The 22,480-nt window shown below is 70.6% G+C and carries 15 protein-coding genes; 1 reads left to right on the forward strand and 14 read right to left on the reverse strand.

Annotated elements, in window-relative coordinates:
- Window positions 1–46 precede the first annotated feature (46 nt).
- The 14 genes from HY049_11170 to HY049_11235 form a co-directional block, all read right to left on the reverse strand.
- Window positions 47–1,969: a sulfatase gene (locus HY049_11170; GenBank protein MBI3449464.1), complete on the reverse strand. Its 1,923-nt coding sequence runs from the start codon at window positions 1,967–1,969 to the stop codon at window positions 47–49.
- Window positions 1,966–3,585: a glycosyltransferase family 39 protein gene (locus HY049_11175; GenBank protein MBI3449465.1), complete on the reverse strand. Its 1,620-nt coding sequence runs from the start codon at window positions 3,583–3,585 to the stop codon at window positions 1,966–1,968. The genes HY049_11170 and HY049_11175 overlap by 4 nt, the downstream gene beginning before the upstream one ends.
- On the reverse strand, window positions 3,582–5,156 hold the full coding sequence (locus HY049_11180; GenBank protein MBI3449466.1) for a glycosyltransferase family 39 protein: 1,575 nt from the start codon (window positions 5,154–5,156) through the stop codon (window positions 3,582–3,584). The genes HY049_11175 and HY049_11180 overlap by 4 nt, the downstream gene beginning before the upstream one ends.
- A complete protein-coding gene (locus tag HY049_11185; GenBank protein ID MBI3449467.1) occupies window positions 5,153–6,415 on the reverse strand; it encodes a DUF2029 domain-containing protein in 1,263 nt (420 codons plus the stop codon). The genes HY049_11180 and HY049_11185 overlap by 4 nt, the downstream gene beginning before the upstream one ends.
- On the reverse strand, window positions 6,412–9,015 hold the full coding sequence (locus HY049_11190) for a DUF2029 domain-containing protein (protein ID MBI3449468.1): 2,604 nt from the start codon (window positions 9,013–9,015) through the stop codon (window positions 6,412–6,414). Before HY049_11190 ends, HY049_11185 begins: the two co-directional genes overlap by 4 nt.
- A complete protein-coding gene (locus HY049_11195) occupies window positions 9,012–10,361 on the reverse strand; it encodes a DUF2029 domain-containing protein (GenBank protein MBI3449469.1) in 1,350 nt (449 codons plus the stop codon). Before HY049_11195 ends, HY049_11190 begins: the two co-directional genes overlap by 4 nt.
- Window positions 10,358–12,433, reverse strand: a complete 2,076-nt coding sequence (locus HY049_11200) for a sulfatase (GenBank protein MBI3449470.1) — start codon at window positions 12,431–12,433, stop codon at window positions 10,358–10,360. Before HY049_11200 ends, HY049_11195 begins: the two co-directional genes overlap by 4 nt.
- Before the next feature lie 127 nt (window positions 12,434–12,560).
- The gene (locus HY049_11205) at window positions 12,561–14,078 is read right to left on the reverse strand and encodes a cobalamin B12-binding domain-containing protein (GenBank protein MBI3449471.1); all 1,518 of its coding nucleotides are present in this window, start codon (window positions 14,076–14,078) and stop codon (window positions 12,561–12,563) included.
- A 150-nt stretch (window positions 14,079–14,228) separates the two neighbouring features.
- Window positions 14,229–15,206 carry an NAD(P)-dependent oxidoreductase gene (locus tag HY049_11210; GenBank protein MBI3449472.1) on the reverse strand — a complete coding sequence of 326 codons (978 nt, stop codon included), beginning with the start codon at window positions 15,204–15,206 and terminating at the stop codon, window positions 14,229–14,231.
- Entirely contained in the window at window positions 15,203–16,351 is a 1,149-nt protein-coding gene (locus HY049_11215; protein ID MBI3449473.1) for a DUF362 domain-containing protein, read from the reverse strand. The genes HY049_11210 and HY049_11215 overlap by 4 nt, the downstream gene beginning before the upstream one ends.
- A complete protein-coding gene (locus tag HY049_11220) occupies window positions 16,348–17,757 on the reverse strand; it encodes a metallophosphoesterase (protein MBI3449474.1) in 1,410 nt (469 codons plus the stop codon). Before HY049_11220 ends, HY049_11215 begins: the two co-directional genes overlap by 4 nt.
- Window positions 17,757–18,932 (reverse strand): radical SAM protein, encoded by a 1,176-nt coding sequence (locus tag HY049_11225; GenBank protein MBI3449475.1) that lies wholly within the window; start codon window positions 18,930–18,932, stop codon window positions 17,757–17,759. The genes HY049_11220 and HY049_11225 overlap by 1 nt, the downstream gene beginning before the upstream one ends.
- Window positions 18,913–19,821: a glycosyltransferase gene (locus HY049_11230; protein ID MBI3449476.1), complete on the reverse strand. Its 909-nt coding sequence runs from the start codon at window positions 19,819–19,821 to the stop codon at window positions 18,913–18,915. Before HY049_11230 ends, HY049_11225 begins: the two co-directional genes overlap by 20 nt.
- 460 nt (window positions 19,822–20,281) lie before the next feature.
- Window positions 20,282–21,958, reverse strand: a complete 1,677-nt coding sequence (locus tag HY049_11235) for a glycosyltransferase family 39 protein (GenBank protein ID MBI3449477.1) — start codon at window positions 21,956–21,958, stop codon at window positions 20,282–20,284.
- Between the two features lie 73 nt (window positions 21,959–22,031).
- Between HY049_11235 and HY049_11240 the strand changes: the two genes are divergently transcribed.
- A partial coding sequence (locus HY049_11240; GenBank protein MBI3449478.1) for a hypothetical protein occupies window positions 22,032–22,480 on the forward strand: 449 nt, incomplete at its 3' end.

The raw sequence follows: 22,480 nt of genomic DNA on the forward strand, positions 1-22,480 counted from the left end.
CGCGAGGGCCGAGAGGCCTTTCGTCCATCCCGCGCGCTGCCCCCATCTACTGAATGTACCCGAGCGCCCTGAGCCGGCGCTCCGTCTCGGGGTCGATCTCCCCCGTCGCGCCGCGGCGCCTCGCGGAGGCCCCCATCCAAACCCGCAGCGCCGCTTCGACCGGCGCGGCCCGCGGATCGTCGGGATCGAGCGCTCTCGTCTCACCCGGATCCGCCGCGAGATCGAAGGCCTCGCGCCGCCACGCCCCGATGCCGAAGATGTTCGGCTCCGAGAGGATCACCTTCACGCCTGAGGCGCGCGCCGAGCGCATCCGGGGGGACGTCGTGCGATACCCGAAGTAATCCTCCTGGCTGAAGAGGGTCTGGGGCAGCGGCGACGGCTCGCCCCGGATCGCGCCGAGCCGGCTGGACCCGTGAAACGACGGCTCCGCGCCGAGCCCCGCGACGTCGAGGATCGTCGGCGCCACGTCGAGAAGGCGCGCGGGCGAGGCGACGACGCGCCCTGGCTCGACGACGCCGGCGCGGACGACGATGAGGGGGACGTGGATCAGCTCCTGATAGAGGGTGTGCTCGTGGCCGAGCGCGCCGTGCTCCATGAACTCCTCGCCGTGATCCGACGTGAAGACGACGACCGTATTCCCCGCATCGACGCCGGGGCGCAGCCGATCGAGAAGGCGCCCCAGCTCGCGATCCATCGCCGCGATCTCCGCGTCGTAGAGGGCGTGCGCGTGGCGAAGGTCCGCGTCGTCGACCGCGATCTCACCTCGCAGGATCGCGTACAGCGTCCCCATCTCGAAGCGGAGCGAGCCCGCGTAGTCCGGATCGGCCGCCCGCGCGAGATCCGGCGGCGGCGTGTACGGATCGTGCGGATCCATCAGGTGCAGGTAGAGGAACCGGGGGCGATCCGAAGGGCGCGAGAGGGCGTCCAGGGCGCGGGAGACCATGTCCGCGGCGGGGGCCGTCCGCACCCCGGGATCGCGCCCGGCCGCGCGGACGAGGCGCGCCGGGAGCAGATGCGCGTGGCGGGCGAGGGGGGTGAGATCGGGCTCCTGATCCCATCGATCGAAGCCGCGGTCGAAGCCGAAGCGGGTCGAGACGACGAGGTTGGCGACGAGGCCTTCGGTCGCGTACCCGCGCGCGCGCAGGACCTCGGCCAGGGTCTTCGCCTCCTCCGAGATGCGCGACTGGTAGTCGAGGAGGCCGTGCTCGAACGGGTACCAGCTCGTCAGGATCGTCGCGGTGGAGGGGTTCGTCCACGACGCCTGCGCGGTCACGTCGGTGAACCGCGCCCCCGAGGCCGCGAGGGCGTCGACGACGGGGGTGGGGGCGCGCCTCCCGCCGTAGCAGCCGAGCGCGTCGGGGCGCAGCGTGTCGGCGACGATGAGGACGATGTCGGGAGGGGCGGGCGAGGGCGCGCGCGAAGCCGGGGGCGCGGCGGCGGGCGGGGCGCCGAGGATCGCCGGGGCGAGGGCGATGGCCGGGAGCACGATGGGGACGAGGGCGGCGACGGCGACCCCCGCGTTTCCGAGCCGCGATCCCCGGATGCGGCGCAGCGCCACGGCGGCTCCCCATCCCGCCGCGGCGGCGCCGGCCGCCACCACGGCGGCATCGACCGCCCAGAGAGTGCTCCACCACCGTGGGGCCCGGCGCCCCTCCCCCATCGCGGCGAGGGCGAGGAGGAGAACCGCGATCGTGATCGCGACGGCGACGTTCAGCGAGAGGGGGAAACCGCTCTCCTCGTGCCGCCGGCGGAGAGTCGACGGGAGGAGGCGCAGCGCGGCGGCCACGGGGAGGAGCGCCACGGCGAAGAGCGGTGCGTACGCGATCGCGCCGAGCCTCGCGGCCTCGAGCGCATATCTCAGGGCGCCGTCGCGCGCGAGCGTCGCGGCCGGGATCCTGAGCACGTCGAAGGCGACGAGCACGGCGGTGATCCAGAGCGCGACCGCCAGCGCGCGTCCGAGATCCCTCACGGCCTTCCCGCCTCGTCCACGGAGTAGATCAGGACGCCATCGTCCCGGCGATCGTACGCGAGGGTGAGGCCGGGCGGAACCTCGAGAGGGTGGATCGAGCGCCCCGCGACCTCCCAGTAGCGCGCGAGGGAGGGGCGGAAGCGGAGCGCCTCCGGCGTGAGCGCCACGAACCCGGCGCGGTAGTGCGAGGCGACGGAGCGAAGAGCGGCCAGATCGCCGTCGGGAATCCACACCACCCCCCGCCCGTGGAGCCACGCGTACTGATGGAGCAGCCCCCCTTCGAGCAGCACGTCGTCGGCCTGCGTGTGGAGATCGATCCAGCGCGACGCCTCGATCGCCGCACGATGGGCCGGCTCCTGATCGACGTCGAGATATCTCCCGAGGACGGGACGGGAGACGACGCCGCCCCAGACGAGGGAGACGGCGATCGCGATCGCCGCGGCGACCCGCCCCCTCGCGCGGGAGGGGACGAGCCCGAGGCGGCGGAAGGCGGCGACGATCGCCGCGGCCCCCGCCGCGTAGAGAAGAGGGCGCACGGGAAGGAAGTATCTCGGCAGGGCCCCGCTCCACGGGGCGACCCCCAGGAACATCCCGGCGGAGAGGATCGCGGGGGGGAGCGCCACCGCGCTGCCGGCGCGCGCGAGAGGGATGAAAGGCGCCGCGAAGGCGAGGATCGTCATCCAGCGGAAGGGCCCGTCCTCTCCGAGGAGGAGGGCGCGCGTCACGCGGGTGGCCCGCCGCCATCCCTCGCGGGCGACCCCCGCCGCTCCGTGCTGTTCGATGAAGCGTTGCATCGACGGGGCCGGCTCGCCGGGGGTGTAGAGCGAGCGCCCCGACGGGGCCCACGCGACGTTTTTCATCCGCGAGTAGGCGGGCGATCCGAAGACCGAGACGTTCCGGGCGAACCACGGCGCGCAGACGATCGCCGCGGTGAGGGCGAGGAGACCGGCCAGCGCCGCGCGGCGCCCCCTCCCCTCCCCCGCCGCGACGGGGCCGAACGCGAGGAGCGCGAGCGCGACGGCGAGGGCGACCGCCCCGTTCTGCCGCACGAGGTAGAGCGCCCCGCAGAGGGCGCCCAGGGCCACCGCGAAGGGCGAGGGAAGCGGCTTCGCCGCGCGGCGCGCGAGAGGGGCCGCCAGGCACGCGAAGGCGACGATCAGGAACGTGTAGATCGACTCGGTCATCGCCCAGCTCGACACGATCACCTGGTCGGGCTGGAAGGCGAAGGCCGCGGCCGCGAGCAGCCCCTCGGCGGGCCCGAAGAGGCGGCGCCCGAGGAGGTACACGAGCGGGATCGTGAGAACGGCGAGGGCGACGCTCAGGAGCTTCGCGAGCGTGAAGGAGAGCCCGGTGACGGCGAAGATCGCCGCGAGCAGGTAGGGGTAGAGCGGCGAGGAGAAGTCCTCGGGGCGCGGAGGGCGCGGCGGATCGCCGAAGTAGAGCGAGACGGTGCTCGTCAGGAACCCGTCGCCGCGGAGGATGTGCGCGGCGTCGTCGAGGTAGCGCCCCTCGTCGTAGTCGACGCGCGCGTGGTGCGCGGCCGGCACGAGCCGGTAGGCCCCCCCGGCGATCACGACGATCGCGAGGAGGATCGCGGCGCCGCCGCGGCGGCTCACGCCTCCTCCGGCGCCATCGCGCGGCGCAGGTGGGCCCCGAGGAGGAACGCCGTCGCCGCGAGGATCCCCCCCGCGAGGGAGAGCCCGGCGCGCGCCGTCGATGAGGCCCGGCGGCGGAAGAAGAAGTAATCGGGCTCGAGCCCCGACGGGGGGTACGAGGCCATCGAGATCCGCTTCTCGGTGAGGACGCCGTCGCACCACGAGGCGTACGTGAAGTCCGGGACCTCCCCCCCGAGGGCGCCGAGGAGCGTCGCGCGCGCGAGGTGCGCGTGGAACCTGATCGGCGACAGGTTCGGGATGAAGTTCCAGTCGTCGTGCACCTTCTGCATGGTGCGGAGCTCGAGAAGGTAGTAGACGAAGTTGAAGCTGATCCCGAGAAGGTTCACCGCGATCGCCAGGACGACCAGCGCGGCGACGACGCCGCCCAGGGTGACCCGGGGGGCGAGCCGGCGCGACAGCGCGGCGCGATCCCGGAGCCAGACCGCGAGGGGGACGATCATCTCGGGGAGGACGACGACGAGGTACCTCGGTCCCCACGACCAGTCCCCGTGCCACCACCAGAGCGGCGCGAAGATCGCGATCGTGGTGCCGATCAGCGCGAGGCACAGGCCGCTCGCTTCGGGACGCAGCCGGTGGAAGGCCCGCCAGGCGAAGGGGGCGAGGACGACGATCGGCGAGTACCAGATCACCCCCTTGCCGGCGCTCAAGAGAAGGCCGAAGAGGCCCACCGGGATGAACCCGGCCCCCGCGACGATCGCACCCTGGTTGCCGTACCCCGTCTCGAGCCACGTCCCGAAGCGCGCGTGGTTCACCCAGAGATCGACGAGGCCGAACGGAAGGCCGGGAAGAAGGAACCAGAGCGCCCGCGAGACGATCGCCCGGGGCGAGCTCCCCTTCCGCCTCTCGCGGACGATCAGCGCGCCGAGAAGGATCGGGGTGTAGAGGACCATCTGGTACTTCGTGAGAAAGCCGACGCCGTTCCACGCCCCCGCCGCGGCGAAGCTCCGCCCCCTCCCGTCCCCGCCGGCACGCAGGAGGAAGTGGGCCGTCGCGAGGAGGGCGAGAGCGGCGAGGGGCTCGGCGAAATCGTGCTTGCTGTAGACCCACGCCATCGTCGCAAGGCCGTAGAGGAGCGAGGCGCCTGTGGCCGCGCGGCGACCCAGTCCGAGGGCCAGGACGAGCGCGCACAGGAGCGCCGCGGTGGCTGCGGTGACGGCCACGTTCACGGCGACGGCGGCGCCGAACGAGGCGCTGTCCGTCCCGATGGGAGAGAGGCCCAGCGCTCGCGCCGCCGCGTGGGCGAGCCCGAGGGGGGGGGCCTCGGCGAGGCTGAGGCCGATCGCATAGGGGGAGTACCGCCTCCCGTCGGCGCCCGGATATCCCCACGCGCGGCCGTCGGAGTCTGAGGTCACGGCGAGATCTCCGCGAAGCGCGAGGCTCTCGGCGGTCTTGAGCATCTCGAGGCCGTCGCCGGTGTACGGGTGGCCGCCGAAGGTCACGAGGTAGAGGGCGAGGAAGAAAAAGAAAACGAGCCATGGTGTGCGATCCCGCGACGGCGCCGCCGGCGTCATGCCGCTCTCCCGCGTTCGTCCCGTCCGAGCGAGCGCAGCGTCAGGCCGAGAAGCAGCAGAGATCCGGCGAGCGCGCCGGAGTTGAGGAGGCGCGCCGGCCCCGAGGCGAAGAGATCGGGGTGCGGCTTGCGGGCGATGAGGAGCCACGCGAGGCCGAGCGCCACTCCCGCCCAGAGCGGCGGGCGGGCTTCCCTGAGGAGAGACGACGCGACGGCGAGGATGGGGAGCACCGCGAGAAGATAGTGATGCGTCCAGGAGATGGGTGACAGGAGCAGCGTCAGGAGGATCACCGCGCCGAACTGGAGCTCGTCGGCGAGCGGGGCCGAAGGCCGGGATCTCCGGAGCCGCCCCGCGGTGAAGGCGGCGAGGAGAGCGCCCGCGAGGAGCGACAGCGCGCGCGCCGCAGGGGACGCGGCGAGGGCCACCTCGCGGATGTCGTCCGAGGTGAGGAGGCGATCGAAGAAGCCGGTCAGCGACTGGTTCAGGAAGTAGCTGGTCCCGGCGGCCATCTGCGGGACGACGTCGAAGAAGAAGGCGCGGTGCGGCGCCCACCCGAGCGCCGCGATCGAGATCGCCTGCGTGAGGAGGAAGACCCCCAGGGAGACGATCGCGATCGTCCTCTTCCCCCGCCACCAGAAGAAGACGCTGAGAAGGGCGGGGGTGAGCTTGATCGCGACGGCGAGCCCGAGAAGCGCGCCCGCGGCCCGGTCGCTCCCCCGCCGCCAGGCGAGGAGCGTCCCCGTGAGGAGGACCAGCACGAGAAGGCTCGTCTGCCCCACGGCCATCGCCCAGATCATCGGCAGGAACTCGAAGCAGCAGACGGTGACGGCGAAGGCCGCCTCGGAACCCGTGATCTCCCTGTGCCCCCGGATGTACAGCGCGAGGAATGCGGCCAGGAGCGCCAGATCGAGCGCGAGCCAGACGTTCATCACGGCGGCGAAGCTCAGGGCGCCGAGCGGCAGGAAGGCCAGCGCGAAGAAGGGGGGGTAGATGTAGTAGTGCTGCCTCTCGATGCCGGCCGCGACTCCCGCCTCGCGATAGGGGCCCGACGTCGCGTCGCCGAGGATCGTGTCCCCCGGCGCGACGTCATAGAGGCTCGACGCCCTCCCCTCAGAGACGAGCCGCGCGGCGGTGTAGTACGAGGAGAGATCGCTCCCCCGGATCGGGCTCTGCGCGACGTCCCACGGCAGGCGCGCTGTCGCGAAGTGGGCGCACGCGTAGGCGGCGACGAGCGCGAAGACGAGCCCCTTCCCCTTCACGCCGCCATCTCCCGGGGAGCGGGGCGGCGGAGGTGCACGATCTCGGCGGCGAGGAGCGACCAGAGGATCACCTGCCCCGCGAGGTGGTACGACGCGAGGGGCGAGAGCCAGGGGGAGGCGACGAGCCCCGGGGGCTTCACGTAGATCGCGAGGAGGGCGAAGGCCAGCGCCAGGAGCCCCGCGCGCCCGAGCGTGGCCCGCCCGGCCGCGGCCCACGCGCGGATCAGGAAGAAGATCGCCGGGAGGCTGAGGACGGCGTGGTGGATCCAGGAGATCGGCGAGAGAAAGAGGGTCGAGACGAGGACGAGGCCGAACTCGAGCCGCGATCGCCCGCTCCCGGCGTCCCGGCGCGCGATCGCGGCGAGCGACGCCACGACGATCGCGGAGAGGACGAGGCCCGACGCTCGGACGAAGGCCGACCGCGGCGCGAGATCCCATGAGAAGGGATCGCCGCCGGCCGCGCGCGACAGGAGCGCCGCCAGCGACTGGTTGACCCAGTGCGCGCACCCGCGCGCAAGAAGCGGCACCATCTCGCGAACGTACACGACATGAGAGGTCCACCCGACGACGGCCGCGGACACTCCCACGATCGCCGCCCCGAAGCCCGCCGTCCACCCCACCACGTCCCATCGCCGCTTCCAGGCGAACCAGAGGACGAGAAGAGCGGGGGTGAGCTTGATGGCCACGGCCGCCGCCAGGGCGAGCCCCGCCGGCGCGGCGCGGCCGCTCTCGGCGGCGAAGAGGCCCCCCAGGATCATGAGCAGCACGATGAAATTCGCCTGTCCGGCCCCGAAGGTGAAGAGCGCGGGCCACAGGAGGGCGGTCAGGAGGATCACCCCGGCCCGCTCTGCGGCGCCGAGCCGCGAGCGCTCCCTCCAAAGGTACCACCCCAGGGCGCCGGCGAGCGCGCCGAGGTTCACGAGATACCAGAGATCGTGGGCGGCGCCGTAGGGAAGCCACGCGAGGGGGGTGACGAGGAGCGCGAAAAACGGAGGGTAGAGGTAGTAGTTCGCGTCCTTCACGCCGCGCGAGGAGGCGACCTCCGTCCACGCCGAAGGGGTCTCGGCCTTCGCGAGGATGGGATCCGGCGTGCCGGGGACATAGAGCGCCTCGGGGCGCCCCTCGGCGACCGCCGACGCGGCGACGTAGTAGGACGTGAAGTCGCCGTACGAGAACGACGTGTCGTACTCGGCCAGCTTGAGCAGGAACTGCCCGCCGGCGAAGACCGCCATCAACGTGAGGAGCGCGACGACGCTCGGGCGCCCGGGGCCCGTCGCCTCTGAGGCGGCCGGCGGCGCGGGGCGCGTCGCCCCCGACGCGAAGACGATCCAGAGCATCCCCGCGCCCACGAAGGCGGCGGACGACAACAGCGGATGGAGCGGGCCGACGCCGAACTTCTCGAAGACGGCGAGCCCCACGTACGAGCCCGCGAGCGCGAGGGCCGCCCCCGCGAACGCCGCGAGGCCGCGCCGCGGCGTCTCCCCGCCGGCCCAGCGGCCGATGAGGATGAAGGCCGGCAGGAGCAGGCACACGTAGTGGTGCTCCCACGAGATCGGCGACGCGAGGAGCGAGGCCACCGTGAGAAGAGCGAAGCCATCGTCATCGGCCCTCATCCCCGTCTCGCCCCGTCGGCGGAAGATCGCGAGGAAGGAGAGGCCGACCAGCGCGGCGGCCGCGGCACCGGAGGCGGCGCGCGCGGCGCCGAGACCCGTGCTCAGATCGGCCTTCATGAGATCGCCCGCGCCGAGGAGGCGCGTGACGAACCCGTTCAGCGACTGGTTGGGGTAGAAGGCCGTCCCGGCCGACAGGAGCGGGATCATCCGGGTGACGTAGGTGATCTGCGCGGCGGGCCCGGTCACGGCGAGCGAGATCGCGGTGAGCGCCGCGACGGCGAGCGTCGCGGCGACGGCCGCACGGCGCCGCCCTCTCATCCAGAGAAACGGGATGAAGATCACCGGCGTGAGCTTGAGGAGAATCGCGCCCGAGAGCGCGAGCCCCGCGGCCCCCTCCCTCCCCCGTCTCAGGAGCGCAAGGCACGCGGCCAGGAGGAGGAGCACCAGCAGGCTGCTCTGCCCGATCTTCAGGTGGTGCCAGACGGGATAGAAGGTCAGCGCGACGAGGGCCGCCGCGGCGAGGCCGGAGAGCGTCCGATCGCGGCGCGGCGGAAGGCACAAGAGGAACGCCCCGGCCAGGAAGGCGACATTCAGGAGGAGCCACGCGGCGAAGGCGGTCTCGTAGGGAAGGGCCGCGAGCGGGACGAAGGCGACGGCGAAGAGGGGCGGGTACAAATAGTAGTTCGGATTGTCTATCCCCGCGCTCCGCGCGACGTCGATCCAGGGGTGCTCGATCGACGCCTGGGCGAGGAGGGAACCTTTCGGCTCGGGATAGTAGAGATCGCCCGCGCGCCCCGACTCGACGACGCGCGCGGCGACGTAGTACGACGTGAAGTCGTTCTTGTCGGGAGGATGCAGATGCGTGAGGACCGCCCCGTAGAGAAAGTTCAGAGGAAGGAATACCAGCAGGACGACGGCGAGGAGATCCGCGGCGCTCGCAGGGCGCGAGAGCGCCCCGCGCAGGCGGGAGAGCCCGGGCGCCGTCACGACGCGCCGCCCATCGCCGGCGATTCCGCCGGCAGGGATGAGTCGATCGCGAGGGAGGCGCGAGGATCGCTCCAGCGCCCGACCGCCAGCAGCACCCAGAGCGCCGCCCCCCCGAGGAAGGCCTGCGAGATCGCCAGCCGTCCGAGCCGGTACGGGAAGAAGCGGCGGATCAGATCGTACCCATTCACGGCGATCAGCGCGTACCCCGCGAGGAGAGCGCCGGCCCGCCACCCGGGCGTCTCGGCGGAGCCGATCGCGAGGCTCAGGAGGACGGCGATCGGCACGAGGGCAGCGACGAAGTGGTGCTCCCACGAGATGGGCGACGCGAGGAGGGAACCCAGGACGACGAGCGACATCCCCTCGGCCGCCCTCCCCTTCCGCGCGGTGCGCGCGCCCAGGCCCAGCGACGCGAGGAGCACTCCGGCCGAGAGCGCGCGGCTCACCGCGCTCAGCCATGCCGGCCCCTCGAGGAACTCGTAGGCGTTCATCGTGGCGCCGGTCGCGAGGCGCGCCAGGAACCCGGTCAGGCTCTGGTTGGCGAACGTCGCGGCGCCGCGCGAGAGCGCGGGGAGGAAGTCGCGCAGGAAGACGACTTGATTGCCGAAGCCCGCCCCGGCGACGGAGACGCCTGCGCACACCGCGCCCCCGACGAGCGCGGCCATCCCCGCCCGCCGCCGGCCCGCGAGGAAGAAGAACGCGATCAGGATCGCGGGGGTCAGCTTGATCGCCGCCGCCACCGCGACCGCGGTCCCCGCGAGGCCGTCGCGGCCGCGCTCCAGCGACCAGAGCGCGGCCGCCGTCAGGAAGAGAAGGATCATCCCCACCTGGCCGCACTGCAAGGCGCGGAAGGTCGGGTAGAAGTTCATCGAGGCGAAGGCGATCGCCGCCGCGAGCTCGGGGGCCACGGCGCCGCGCCGCCAGGTGACGAGGAGGCCCACCGACGCCGCGAAGAGTGCCGCGTTGCCGAGAAACCAAATCTGGTTGGCGCGGTGGTACGGGAGCGCCGCCAGGGGCCTGAGCACCACGGCGAGGAAGGGGGGGTAGATGTACGCGCTCGGGTGAGGGATGCCGCGATCCATGGCGAACTTCACCCACGGCTGATCGGGGAGGACGCCGAGATTGAGCGTCGACGGATCGGGGTACAGCATGTCGGGGCGCCCCGACGCGAGGGCGGTCGCGCCGGCGGCATAGGCCTTGAAATCGTTGACGTCGAAGTCGGGGGCGAAGAAGCCGCGCCACAGCGTCGAGTAGGCGAAGACCCCGGCGGTGTGGACGAGGACGACGATCAGCAGAATCCGCGCCGGGTTCGATTGAAGATCCCGCGCCGCGCGGGGCGCGCCGGTCAATGCCCGTCCCCGCCGCGATCGATGTACCCGAGCGACTCGAGGCCCTTGAGGAGCTCGCGCTGGTCGTCCGCCGGCACCGCCTCGCCCGGTCCCGACGCGATGGCGCGCGATTCGAGCGCGATCCTCAGCCTCGCCCCCCTGGGGCTCGACGCGTCGTAGAGATTGCGGCTCTCGAGCGGATCGCTCGCCAGATCGAACATCTCCCAAACGTCCGGGGACGAGGCCCCCACCTGCGTCATCTCCGGGAGGCCGAGGGGATTCTTGAGCCCGGCGTTCCCCGATCCCAGCGCGGGATCGATGCGCCTCGCGGCGGCGACGTCGCGCGCGTACCGGATGAGCTTGAGATCTCCCTGCCGGATGACGCGGACCTTTCCCGCCTCGCCGGGAATCGTCGTGAAGGGATTGTCGCGGTGGTACGCGAGGTCCGACTCGGAGTACACGGGATCGCTCTCCGCCGGCGGCGCCTCGCCGGTGACGCCGCCCCGAAGGTACGACGCGAGGCTGCGCCCGTCGATCGACGCGGGGACCGGAACCCCGGCGGTCTCGAGGACCGTCGGGAGGAGATCCACGAGGCTGACGGGCGTCGCGACGGTCCGGCCGGCGCCCCCCGACGGGGGGACGACGATCATCGGGATCCGGATGCTCGGCTCGTAGACCTGCGCGCCGTGCGAGAAATAGTAGCCGTGCTCCCCGAGCGCCTCGCCGTGATCGGCGGTGATGACGACGAGCGTGTTCTCCGAGCCCTTCACGGCGGCGAAGGCGTCGAGGAGCCTCCCCACCTCGAAGTCGGTGTAGCTCACCTCGCCGGCGTAGAGGGATATCGCGCGCGACACCGTCGCGGCGGGAAGCGTGTTCCGGTACATGAGCTCGGCGACGGGAATCCGGTTCGAGCCGACGTCGTCGTAGAGAGTGAACGGCTCGCCCGGCGCCGTGTCGGCGCGCGAGCGCCAGGGCTCCGGAGGCCAGTACGGCCAGTGCGGGTCCAGGTAGTGGACCCAGAGGAACCAGGGGCGGTCGCCGAGCGACCCGAGCATTCGGATGGCGCGATCGGTCGTCTCGGCCCCCGTCTCGCGCCCGTACTTCAGCGTCTCGAAGCGGCTCAGCTCGCGGCGCGCGTAGTACGGAAAAGCCCCCGACAGGAGCGACACCGTCGAGAGATCAGAGACCTGCCCCCGCAGGCCGTTCTTCGTCCAGAACTCGTCGAACCCCCTGCCGAGGCCGCTCCATCTGCCGACGAGCATGTTCGCGACCACGCCGCGCGTCGCCCACCCGCGCGCCCTCAGGGACGAGGCGATCGTGGCGTGCGACGCGGGAAGGGTCGAGAAGAGATTCTTGAGGCCGTGACGTCCGGGGTAGAGGCCCGTCATCAGCGACGCGAGCGCCTCGGGGGTCTTCGGAAGCGGCGTCGAGGCCTCGGTGAAGGCGACGCCCCGCGCAGCCTCTGCGTCGATCCGCGGGGTCACGGCGCGATCCAGCTCCGGGAGGTGAGGCCGCCCGCGGCGGAACGCCCCCACCGCGTCCGCGCGCAGCGTGTCGATGCTGACGAGCAGGATGTTCGGCGCCCCCGCGGCGGGGGCGGGTTCGCGAAACGATGCGCGGGCGAGGATCCAGGCGGCCGGGGCGAGCGCCACGACCGCGGCCGCCGCCAGACCCGGCCCGACCCACCGGGACACGGCCGCGCCGCGCCGCCGCCCGGTGTCGACCCGGGAGGCGGCGAACGTCACGAGGGTCGCGCCCGCCATCCCGGCGAGAAGCGCCCCCCTCGCCGCCCAGACGGGGGAGGCCGTCGATCGGAGGAGCCATGACGAGAGGGCCGAGATCGCCAGCGCCTCGACGGGCCAGCACGCGGCCGCGAGAACTCCGGCGCGCCCCGACAGGAGCGCGGCGCCCGCGGCGCCGAAGCAGAGGCCCCACCCCGCCCCCGACGCCGTCCCCCAGAGAACGAGCGAGGCCGCGTCGAGCCGGGAGTCGTAGAGCCGGGGATCCAGGAGGATTCGAGCGGAGGCTTCCGCGGCGCCGGCGACGACGCACGCGAGGACTGCGAGGAGGAGCGAGCCGGCGAAGAGTCCCATCCGACCGCTTCGAGACGTGCTTCCCCCGGATCTCGTCATCGCGGCGATGATACTTCCGGAGGGAGGGGCGTTCCACCGGAGCGCCCCGCGAGGTGAGACCCGCGACGGGGCGCTCCGGAGGTGATTCCTAGGAGGCGAAGCCGAGCGACTTCGTGATGTACCCGGTGACGCTCTTGTAGACGACGCGCGGGTCCTTGCGGATGTAGGCCGAGTAGCGCTCGGCCGCACGCACCGGGTGCTTGACCATGTAGGTCATCCGCATCCGGAGGTTCTCGCGCGCGACGGCCCGCTCGAGCTCCTGCGCGGACATCTGCGGCGTGTTGAGGTTCGCCGTCGAGACGCGGAGCTTCGTGTAGTCGAACTCCTTCGAGAGGTACTGGTGCTTGAGCGACTCGTCGTACAGCGGCGAGCCCGGGATCGGGTTCGCGTAGAAGTACAGCGTGTTGTCCGCGTCGAGCTCGCGCGCGAAGCGGAACGTCTGCCGGAGCTGCTCCCTCGTCTCGCCGGGCATGCCGACCACGAAGAAGGCCTCCATCTCGATCCCCATCTGGCGGATCTTCTTCGCAAGCGGGAGCACGTTCTTGAGCTTGAGCGGCTTCCGGATGATGTGCTTCAGGACGTACTCGTCACCCGACTCGATCGCCATGAAGAGCTTGTAGCATCCCGACTCGGCCATCTTCTCGATGAGCTCGTCGTCGAGGGCCCAGAGGGCGATCCCCGAGGGGGCGGTCCAGATGAGGTCGTACTTGCGGTCGATCATCATCTGGAAGAGCTTCATCGCGCGCGCCTTGTCGAGCGTGATGTTGTCGTCGTCGAAGTGGATCTCGCGGATGCCGTACTTGTTGACCAGCTCGTCGATCTCGGCGATGACGTTCTCGGGCGAACGGGCGCGCCACTGCTTCCCCCAGGCCGCGTGCACCGGGCAGAAAGTGCACTTCGCCGGGCAGCCCCGCGAGGTGATCATCGGGGTGAACGGCGTGCGCCGCGTGGTGAGGTACGCGTTGCTGATGGCGAGGTACTTGTCCATCGGCAGGAGGTGACGGGCCGGGAACGGGAGCGAGTCGAGGTCCTCGACGTACTTCTTCCTCTCCGCGCGGACCATCTTCCCGTCCTTGATGAACGCGACCCCCTCGAGAAGGGTCTCGTCCCCCTTCTCGAGCGCGTGGACGAGCGACATCGTGGGGATCTCCCCCTCGCCGAGCATCGCGAAATCGACGTCGGGGCTCGCGAGCGGGTGCTCGGGGATCGCCGACGGGTGCGGGCCGCCGATCATGGTGACGATGTCGCGGCCGGCCGCCTTGATGGCGGTGCAGACGCGGATGGAGTCCTCGGCCGACGAGGAGAACAGGTTCGAGACGCCGACCAGATCCGGCTTGAACTCGGCGACGCGCCGCGTGATCTCGTCGAACGACAGGCCGTATCGGATGATGTTGTCGCCGATCGGCTCCTCGTGGTAGTAACCCTCGACGACGGCGTCGATGATGCCCGCCTCGTACCCTTCGCGCTCGAGGAGCGCGGCGATGTACGAGATGCCGATCGGCGGATGGGTTCCCTTCGACTCGGTGGCGTAATCGGTGTGCGTCGTGAGCGGCGGATAGACGAAAAGGACTCGCTGGATCTTGCGCGGGCCCTGGAATAACGACATTCGGTAAACCCCCCTTTCAGGAGATGGCCAGTCTTTCCTACTTTGAGAGTAGACCCCAAGGATACAGCGCTGGCGGGCGGTTTGGCAACCCTGAAACCCGAGAAATCCCGTTCTGACGGGCTTTCTCACCCCATGGGAGCCCGGAAAGGCTCAAAGCCACCCCTTTTCCGCGTACGCCGCGACCGTCGCCCTGATCCCGTCGGCCAGGGGCGTGCGCGCGCGGAAGCCCAGGAGCCGCTCCGCCCGGGACGCGTCGTACGCGCGGTCGGAGGTCATGAATTCCACGCGCTCGCGCGTGAGAGGGACCTCCATGCGCGTCACCGCGCGGATCGCCTCGAAGCCCGCCCCCACTCCCCGCGCCAGATTCCTGGGGAGGCTCGCCGAAGGGAGCTTCTTCCCGAGGGCGCGGGCGATCTCCTCGCAGAACGACCGGAACGACACCGGGGACGGGTTGACGAGGTTGAAGGCCGAGCCCGCCGCGGCGGGATGCTCCAGGCAGGCGACGAGCCCCTCGGTCAGATCGTCGATGAAGATCGGATGCACGAGATTCTCCCCGTCGCCGATGACGCGGAAGACGCCCCACTTGATGGCCTTGTAGAGGCCGAGGAGGTGCCTGTCTCCGGGGCCGTACACGAGCCCGGGGCGCGCGACGACGAGCTCGAGCCTGCCGTCCGAGCAGTACTCGCGCGCGTACCGCTCCCCCTCCCACTTCGTCTTCTCGTAGATGTCCGACGGGGCGATGGGCCCGTCCTCCCCGACCGGAGTGCGGCCGGTCGCGCCGTACACCCCCGTGGTCGAGACCTGGACGAGGCGCTTCAGCTTGAAGCGGGTGCACTCCTCGAGGACGTGCTTCGTCGCCTCGTAGTGGACCTTCCAGTAGTGCTCGTCCGGAACCCCGGGGACCCGGAGCTGCCCCGCCACGTTGACCGCGGCGTCGGACTTGAACCCCGCGCTCCGGAAGTTCACCGGGTCGGTGAGATCGCACCGGTGGTACTTCACCGACGGCCCCTCCGGGATCGCCGGCTGGGTCCGGTTGACGAGAAGGTTGATCTGGTGGCCTCGCGCGAGAAGCGTTTCGACGAGCCGGCTCCCGACGAACCCGGTGCCGCCCGTGACGAGGACCCTCACATCTCCATCACGCGGCGGATCACATCCTCGGGGCGCGGGACGCATCCCTTCACGTTGGGGACGCCGTACTCCGACGCGAGACGCTCGGTGCAGTCGCCGACGAGCAGGAGCTTCCCGTGCCCGGCGGGGACCACGGCGTCGCGGCCCCGGATGAGATCCACCCGATCGAAGAGCATCAGCCGCGCCATCTTCGGGAGGAAGGTGAACCAGTACTTCGGGTTCCTCATCCCGAGCTGGAAGGCGTGCTCGACCGCGTGCTCGCACTCGGCGCACGCTCGGTGGTTCTTCCAACCGTAGAAATTGGCGATGCGCTTGGGCTCGTTCTTCGGGAGCTCGAAGACCGTCTTGCGCGCCTCGAACGCCGTCCCGAGGATGTTGGGGTGGCCGCCGAAGTGCCCGCGCTCGACCGCGTAGGCGAGGTGGCGGACCTGCATCGGGTCGACCCCCATGAACCGGGCGCACGCGAAATCGGTCTCGTAGATGTCGGTCCCGAGCGCGAGGACGCCGCACGGCTTCGGGTTCCCCTTCGTCGGGCCGTCCCCGTCCATGCCGACGATGCCGTCGACGAGCGTGAGGTGTGGGCGCGCGAGGCGGGCGTACTCGGCGAGCGCCGGGTGGAGCCTCACCTCGAGATGGTCGAACTGCTTGTCCTCCGGAAGGAGGAGACCCTTCTGATTCTTGACGCCCAGCGTGACGATCGTGTGGAAGTGGGTCTTCATCTTCGCGCAGTTGATGTAGAGGTCTGCGTCGAGCGCGACCTTGGGGAGCCGGAGCCGCCCGTACATCCACCGGACCTCGCGGCGCTCGACGTCGTTGAGGTTGAGGAGCGGCACGCCGAGGCGCTTGCACAGCGCGGCGTACCCGGACACGCGGAACGATTCCTCGACGTTGACGCCGACCGACGAGGCCTCGCCGACGGCGATCTCCGTGACGCCGTGACGGCGGAGAACATGGACCAGCGCCTCGATCACGGCCGGGTGCGTGATCATCGCCGTGTCCGGCACGCCGGGACGCACGATGTTGGGCTTGAGGAAGGCGCTCTTCTTCGATTGTATCGGCCCGCCGAGCACCGCCAGCGCCGTCTCGAGCGATTGCTCGATCTCGCCGACGTCGTAGCGGCCTGCTTCCGCGAAGTAGACGCTCATGAGGGGTTCTCTCCGTTCCCGCGCCGTCCCGGCGAGGACAGCACGACGATTTCCGGGGGACAGTCGAACCGGATGGGCAGGTAGGATGTCCCCAGCCCGCGGCTAATGTAGAGCATCGTGCCGCCGATGTCGTACCGGCCCATCACGAACGGGCCGCCTCCGATGCTCCGCTCCAGCGAGCCGATCCATGGGAGCCGCACCTGTCCGCCGTGGGTGTGTCCGGCGAGGATCAGCTCGACGGGGGGACGGTTGGCGAGAGGGACGGCCTCTCCCGCGCGGAACCTGGCGCGCCCGGTCGCGTCGATCGCGTCGCCGAACTGAACGTAGGCCGAGTCGCTCCGACCCGTCGAGCCCGGGCTGTAGATCCGGATCCACACGCGGTAGGCGACGCCGGCGGGGGCGTCGAACGCGACGTCCGCGAAATCGTCGGGCGCGACCCCGGCGAACGCGGCGAGCGCGCCGCGATCGGGACCGTCGGCGACGCGGCACCCCGCGTCGTCGCGCACCCGGCTCCACGACCCGCGCGTCGCCGTGGCCGCGGCGCACGCGTCGACGTGGATCTCCCCCGCGGCGCGCGGCGGCGCGCAGTGATCGGGCGCCGGGAAGCCGGCGAGCTCCGGGGCCGCCTCCGGGATCAGGCGGATCTCCCCGACCCCGGCGCCGTCCTCTCGCCGCTGGAGGCGGAGCGTGTGGCGGCCTGAAGATGCGAAGGAAATCGAAGGGATGGGCGCGCGCAGATGAGACCCGTCGAGCCAGAACCATCCCGCGCCCCACGGGCCCGACGCGTCTCCCGCGTTGAAGAGCATCGCCTCGGATCGTCTCTCGACGACGGCCGGGCTGTGCGCGAGGAGCATCGCGGGGATTCCCGGCGGGATCGAGGCGAGCGTGGCCGCGACGTCGTCGCGGCCGAAGAAGGGATCGTCCGTCCCCGCGATCGCGAAGCGGCCGCCGCGCCCGGTGACGACGGCCGCGCGGTTTCGGAGCACAGTGGCCCCCGCGCGATCGAGGGCGGCGAAGATCGCGTCCTGGCGCCCCCTGAAGTAGTCGTTGTTGCCGGGCACGGCGAAGACTCCGAGCCGCGCGTGGATTCCACCCACGAGCCGCTCGAGAGCGCGAACCCCCTCGGCGGTGTCGGCGTAGTCGCCGGTCATCACCACGATCGCAGGCTTCTCGGTGTCGATGGCGGCGAGGAGGCGATCCTCACGCGCGTCGTACCCGCGCAGGTGGAGGTCGGAGAGGTGGACGATGCGCTCTCCGCCGAGGGCGCGGGCGAGAGGGCCGTCGGGAAGATCTACGGACGTGGTGGTCAGCCGCCGCGGCTCGATGAGCGCGGCATCCGCAACGGCGGCGAGCGCCGCGGCGCACACGAGGAGCCCTGCGGCGCCGGCGAGCCGCGCCGCGCGCATCAGGAAGGCGCGGGCCCCGCGCCCGACGGCGCGCCGATCGATCCGGGCGCCACGCCGTCGCCGTCGTCGCGTCTCAGCATCGCGGCGGCGCTGAGCTTCAGGTAGTTGACGCCGGCCTTCGCGAGGGCGGTCGGCGACAGCATGATGTTCGTGTAGGAGGCGTTCGCGAGCGGGCAGGCGCACTCGCGGTTCCGGATCGAGCGCCGGATCCCCTCCATCCGCTCGCCGCGCCAGATCGCGGGGAAATCGTAGCCGTTCTCTCGGAGGCTTCCGGCCGACTCGCCGCGGATGCAGCACGGCCAGACGTCGCCGTCCGGCGAGATCTGGCACGAGGCCCACCCCGCGTAGCATGGAGTCGTCTGCCGCTTCTCCCTCACGGCCGCCTTCGCGAGCTTGTAGTACTCCAGGCGGAACGACTGGGTGATCCGCGCAACGCCGTCGAACCGCTTCGTGCGCACCTGGGAGAGGAGGAAATCGATGGCGCGCCCGTACTGGTCGACCGTGGGCGTGATGCCGGTGCCCAGCGTCTGCAGCTCGTCGCGCTCCTCGGCGATCTCGGTGATGTACGAGTCGGGCCTCATCGCGGTGAGCCCGCGATAGACGTTCGGGAAGTTTTCGACGTTGAACTTCGAGATCACGGTGTGGATGCCCACCGTGAGGTTCGGCACGTCGAGGGCCTTCAGCGACTCGAAGGTGCGCGTCGCCATCTCGAAGTTGTCCTTCGTCTGGCGGATCTCGTCGTGCTTGTGTCCGAGCTCGTCGAGCGAGACGTTGATGATGATCTCGCTCTCGGGACAGGCCCGCGCCATCTGCTCGACTCGGCCGGCGGTCGTGTCCGGGAAGGTGCCGTTGTGCGGGATGTTGATGATCTTCGGCCGGCACCGCTCGTAGACGACCTTGACGATGTCGACGATGTCCTTGCGGATGAACGGCTCGCCGCCGCTGAGCGTGAACCAGTACGGCACCCTTCCGACCGTCGACAGGAAGCGGTCGTACTCCTCGACGCTGAAGATCTTCACCTTGCGCTCGTAGACGTTGCACGTCTTGCAGCGCGAGTTGCAGGCGTACAGGAGGCTCAGCGTGAAGTTGAGCGGGAGCGGGCCCTTCCCTCCGATGTTCCGGAACGCCCAGTACGAAGGGAGGACGGGGAGAAGACTACCGATGCCCTTGGACATCCTTCGTCGTCACCGCGATCTCCCAGACGGCGTGCGACCGCCCGGAGACGTAATGGTCGTAGGCCCCGAGCATCCGACCCGTCGCTTCGAGAGCGGCGGTCCCCAGGCTCCACGGAAGCCTCGCGGGACGCGAGAGCACGTCGGAGAGGAACACCCTCCCCACTCGCTTCAGGCTCATGGTCGAAGGGGCGTAACCCGCGACCCTGCGCGCGGCCAGGTGGCCGGCGTGGATGCGGCGGCGCTGCTTCACGAACTCCGCCACCGTCTCGGGCCCCTTGTTCCGGATGATCGCTTCGGGGACGTACTTGAGCGTGTGGCCGGCGGCCGTGACGGCCGCCTCGATGCTGACCTCGTCTACCGCCGAATCCTCCGGGATTCGCTTCACCACGTTTCGGAACGCGACGATCTCGCCCATCTTGGGCGCCTCGGCCGCGAGCTTGTGGTGCAGGCGCCAGAGCGTGTGCACCGCGTGGCCGATGAAGCGATCGTCGCCGTTCACCGGGACGACGTGGCCACCGGTCATGCCGACCGTGGCGTCCTCGACCATCGGATGGATCAGCGTCTCGATCGCATCGTCGGCCGGAAGGGTGTCCCCGCTCGCGAGGATTCTGAAATCGGTGGCGGTGGTCCGGAGGTAAAGATTGATCGCCCGCGCCTTCCCCTCGCGCCGGGCCTGTGAGATGAGCTTGATGCGGGGATCGCGGCGCGCCATCTGGTCGACGATCGCCTCGGTGTCGTCGGTGCAGCCGCTCGCCACCACGATGATTTCGCTCAAGCGGCAGGATTGAGTCCGCTGCGCCACGAGCGACTGGAGGAGGGCCCGGATATTCTTCCCCTCGTTGTAGGCCATCACGCCGACACCTACCGTCGGCAGTTCCCTGCTTCCCAAGATCCTGCCCCCTTTCCTGCCGTTCGCCAGAACTCCCCGGAGCCGAGGCGCCGCCCGCGTTCCAGTCTCATCTCTGAGCCTGCGGACGCACTCGTAGGGAGCACTTCCGAACGCAACTACCATCCATGAACAAGCGGCAGGGGCACTCGCTCTCGCGAGGCTACGAACGTCGAGGGGATCTCACCCGAGCCCCGCACCAGGGGACACAACTCCCGGGAACTCGGGAGCACCTGATACTTTCGACGATCCTGGGCCAGCAGCTTCGCTTGGTCACGCAATATACACACACTCCCCGCAAAAAGCCAGCGGGGCGGGGACTTAGCGCATGGAGCGCCGAAGGAACCGGAAGAATCGTACGAAATCGGGCCCTACATCTTTATTGTCGCCCGGGTCGGGACGTGACCGCGGTGCCCCGGGCCCCGTCCCGCCTTCCCCGGGAGCCGCCGAGGGGGCGTGACGGCTACGTGCCCGGCGGCGCCGGCGGATTCAGCCGATAGACGATCAGACGGCGCGAGGGATCGCGGTTGATATCGTGCAGCATCGTCAGATCCGGCGGGGCGTGCGCCGGATCGAGGAGGCTCATGAGCTGCGGCCGATCGTTGGGGAACTCCGCCATGTCGGCGACGAGGTACTTCACCCCCTTGAGGCGCGCGTAGGCGATCACGCGATCGAGATCGGCGTACGGGAGCACTTCGGCGGGGAAGCCCGCGTAGAACGCGGCGACGGGTGTCAACGCCATCACCGGCCCGCGCTCGGCGCCTCCTTTCTTCAGAAGCGTGCCGGCGATCTCGTGCTCGGCCCAGATCGACGAGAAGAGTCTCACGGGAGGCGGCACGTGAACGAGGCAGGCCGAGGCGACGAGGATCAGCAGCCCCCAGGCGATGGCCCGATCGCGAAGCCGTGCGCGCGCGGGCGAGCCGGCCTGGATCGACTCGCGCAGCCACAGCTCGACGCGCTCCCACCCCGTGGCCATCCAGGGAAGCATGAAGACGATCGAAGGGTAGAGAAACCGCGCCTCGACGTACGACAGGACCCATGAGCAGCCGGAGAGGGCGAACCAGAGGATCGTTCCCTGGCTGAACCTCTCGGTCCCGGAGCGCCACGGCCGTGACGTGACCCCGAGAGCGAGGAAGCCGAGGAGGAGCGTCGGCAGCACGAGGCCGTACTTGATGGTGTCGAGGTAGAGCTGCCGGGCGTTCCGGAAGACGATCCACGCGAGGTACGACGCGTCGTCCTGGGACGACGCCCCCGGGGAGATCTCCCGCCTCTCCCCCTCCCCGTGGATCAGCCCGAGATCGCGGAAGAGCGGCGAGGCGAGGAAGTCGGTGCCCGACTCGTTGAGGCCGAACTTCACCCGCTCGTAGAAGAGCCGGGTGCCGTAGCGCTCCGGCCAGTGCTCGGCGAGACCCTGCCTCATGATCGACTGATGGGCCTGCGTGAGCGCCACCTTCGGGGAGAGCATCCAGTGCCCCGTGGCGCCGTGCAGCCATATCCAGTAGGGCGCTGCGACGGTGAGGCAGATCGCCGCCGGGATCGCGGCCAGCGCGAGGGCGCGGGCCAGCGATCGCCTCTTGAGGCGCCACGCCCAGTACAGGACGAGCGCCGACGTCGCCAGCGTGTCGGGGAACCCCTCGGGGCGCGTGAGGAACGCGACCCCGAGAAAGGCCCCCGACATGCAGAGGTTCGGCACCTCGCGATCGCCGTGGGTCGCCTTCACCACGCCGAGCACGGCCAGCGCGACGAACAGGGTGAACGCCGGCTCGGTCATGCACAACGACGAGATGTGGACGAGCAGCGGGTAGACGGCGACGAGCCATGCCGTCCGGCGCATCGTGCGGCGGTCGAAGAGCCTTCGCGTGATCGCCGCGACGGGCAGGACGAGGAGCGCCCCCATCAGCGCCGAAAGCGCGCGCGCCGCGCCGAGGGAATGAGACGTGAGGAACTGGGTCGCCGCGAGAAGCAGCGGGTAGACGGGAGGCTGGATGAGATCGGGGAATCGGCCGTCGAGCCCCACGAACCCCAGTCCCGCGCGAATCCCCGAGGCGATCGTGATGTAGCGGATCTCCTGGGGGGCGCCGACCCCCGAGGCCCAGGCGGCGACGAGCCGCGCGGCGAGAGCGAGCGCAACAATCCCCATCAGGAAGAGGCGATCGCCTCGTCCCTCCCCGCTCCGTGGCGCCCCCTCAGGGCCTCTGGTATGCTCCGCCGCCATGCCTCGTGCCGCTTCGCGCGAGATCGCGCGGGACTTCCTCTACCTCTCCGCGGCGCGCTCCGTTTCGCTCGCCATCAGCCTCGTCCGCAGCCTGATCATCCCGAGGTGGCTCGGCCCCGTGGCCTACGGGATGTGGAAGACGCTCAACCTCGTGCAGTCGTACACGCAGTTCGCCGACCTCGGCGCCCTCGCGGCGCTCAAGCGCCAGATCCCGTTCCACGCGAAGCGCGACGATCGCGAAGGCGCCGCGCGCGACCGGGACGTCGCCTTCTTCGTGAACCACGTCGCCATCTTCACGGCGGCCTCGGGCGTCCTCGCCGTCTCGTTCCTCGTCCACGATCCGGCATGGTCGCGCGCGATGCGCCTCTTCATTCCGCTGCTCTACGCCAATCACGTCCACACCTTCATGGAGCAGCTTCTCTTCTGGCGCAAGGAGTTCGTCTACGC

This window comes from Acidobacteriota bacterium, from assembly GCA_016195325.1.
GTDB lineage: Bacteria > Acidobacteriota > Polarisedimenticolia > JACPZX01 > JACPZX01 > JACPZX01.

Coding starts and splice junctions, on each gene's coding strand:
- HY049_11180 (MBI3449466.1), bottom strand. CDS start 5,156: ATGACGCCGGCGGCGCCGTCGCGGGATCGCACACCATGGCTCGTTTTC.
- HY049_11200 (MBI3449470.1), bottom strand. CDS start 12,433: ATGGGACTCTTCGCCGGCTCGCTCCTCCTCGCAGTCCTCGCGTGCGTC.
- HY049_11205 (MBI3449471.1), bottom strand. CDS start 14,078: ATGTCGTTATTCCAGGGCCCGCGCAAGATCCAGCGAGTCCTTTTCGTC.
- HY049_11215 (MBI3449473.1), bottom strand. CDS start 16,351: ATGAGCGTCTACTTCGCGGAAGCAGGCCGCTACGACGTCGGCGAGATC.
- HY049_11220 (MBI3449474.1), bottom strand. CDS start 17,757: ATGCGCGCGGCGCGGCTCGCCGGCGCCGCAGGGCTCCTCGTGTGCGCC.
- HY049_11225 (MBI3449475.1), bottom strand. CDS start 18,932: ATGTCCAAGGGCATCGGTAGTCTTCTCCCCGTCCTCCCTTCGTACTGG.
- HY049_11235 (MBI3449477.1), bottom strand. CDS start 21,958: ATGGGGATTGTTGCGCTCGCTCTCGCCGCGCGGCTCGTCGCCGCCTGG.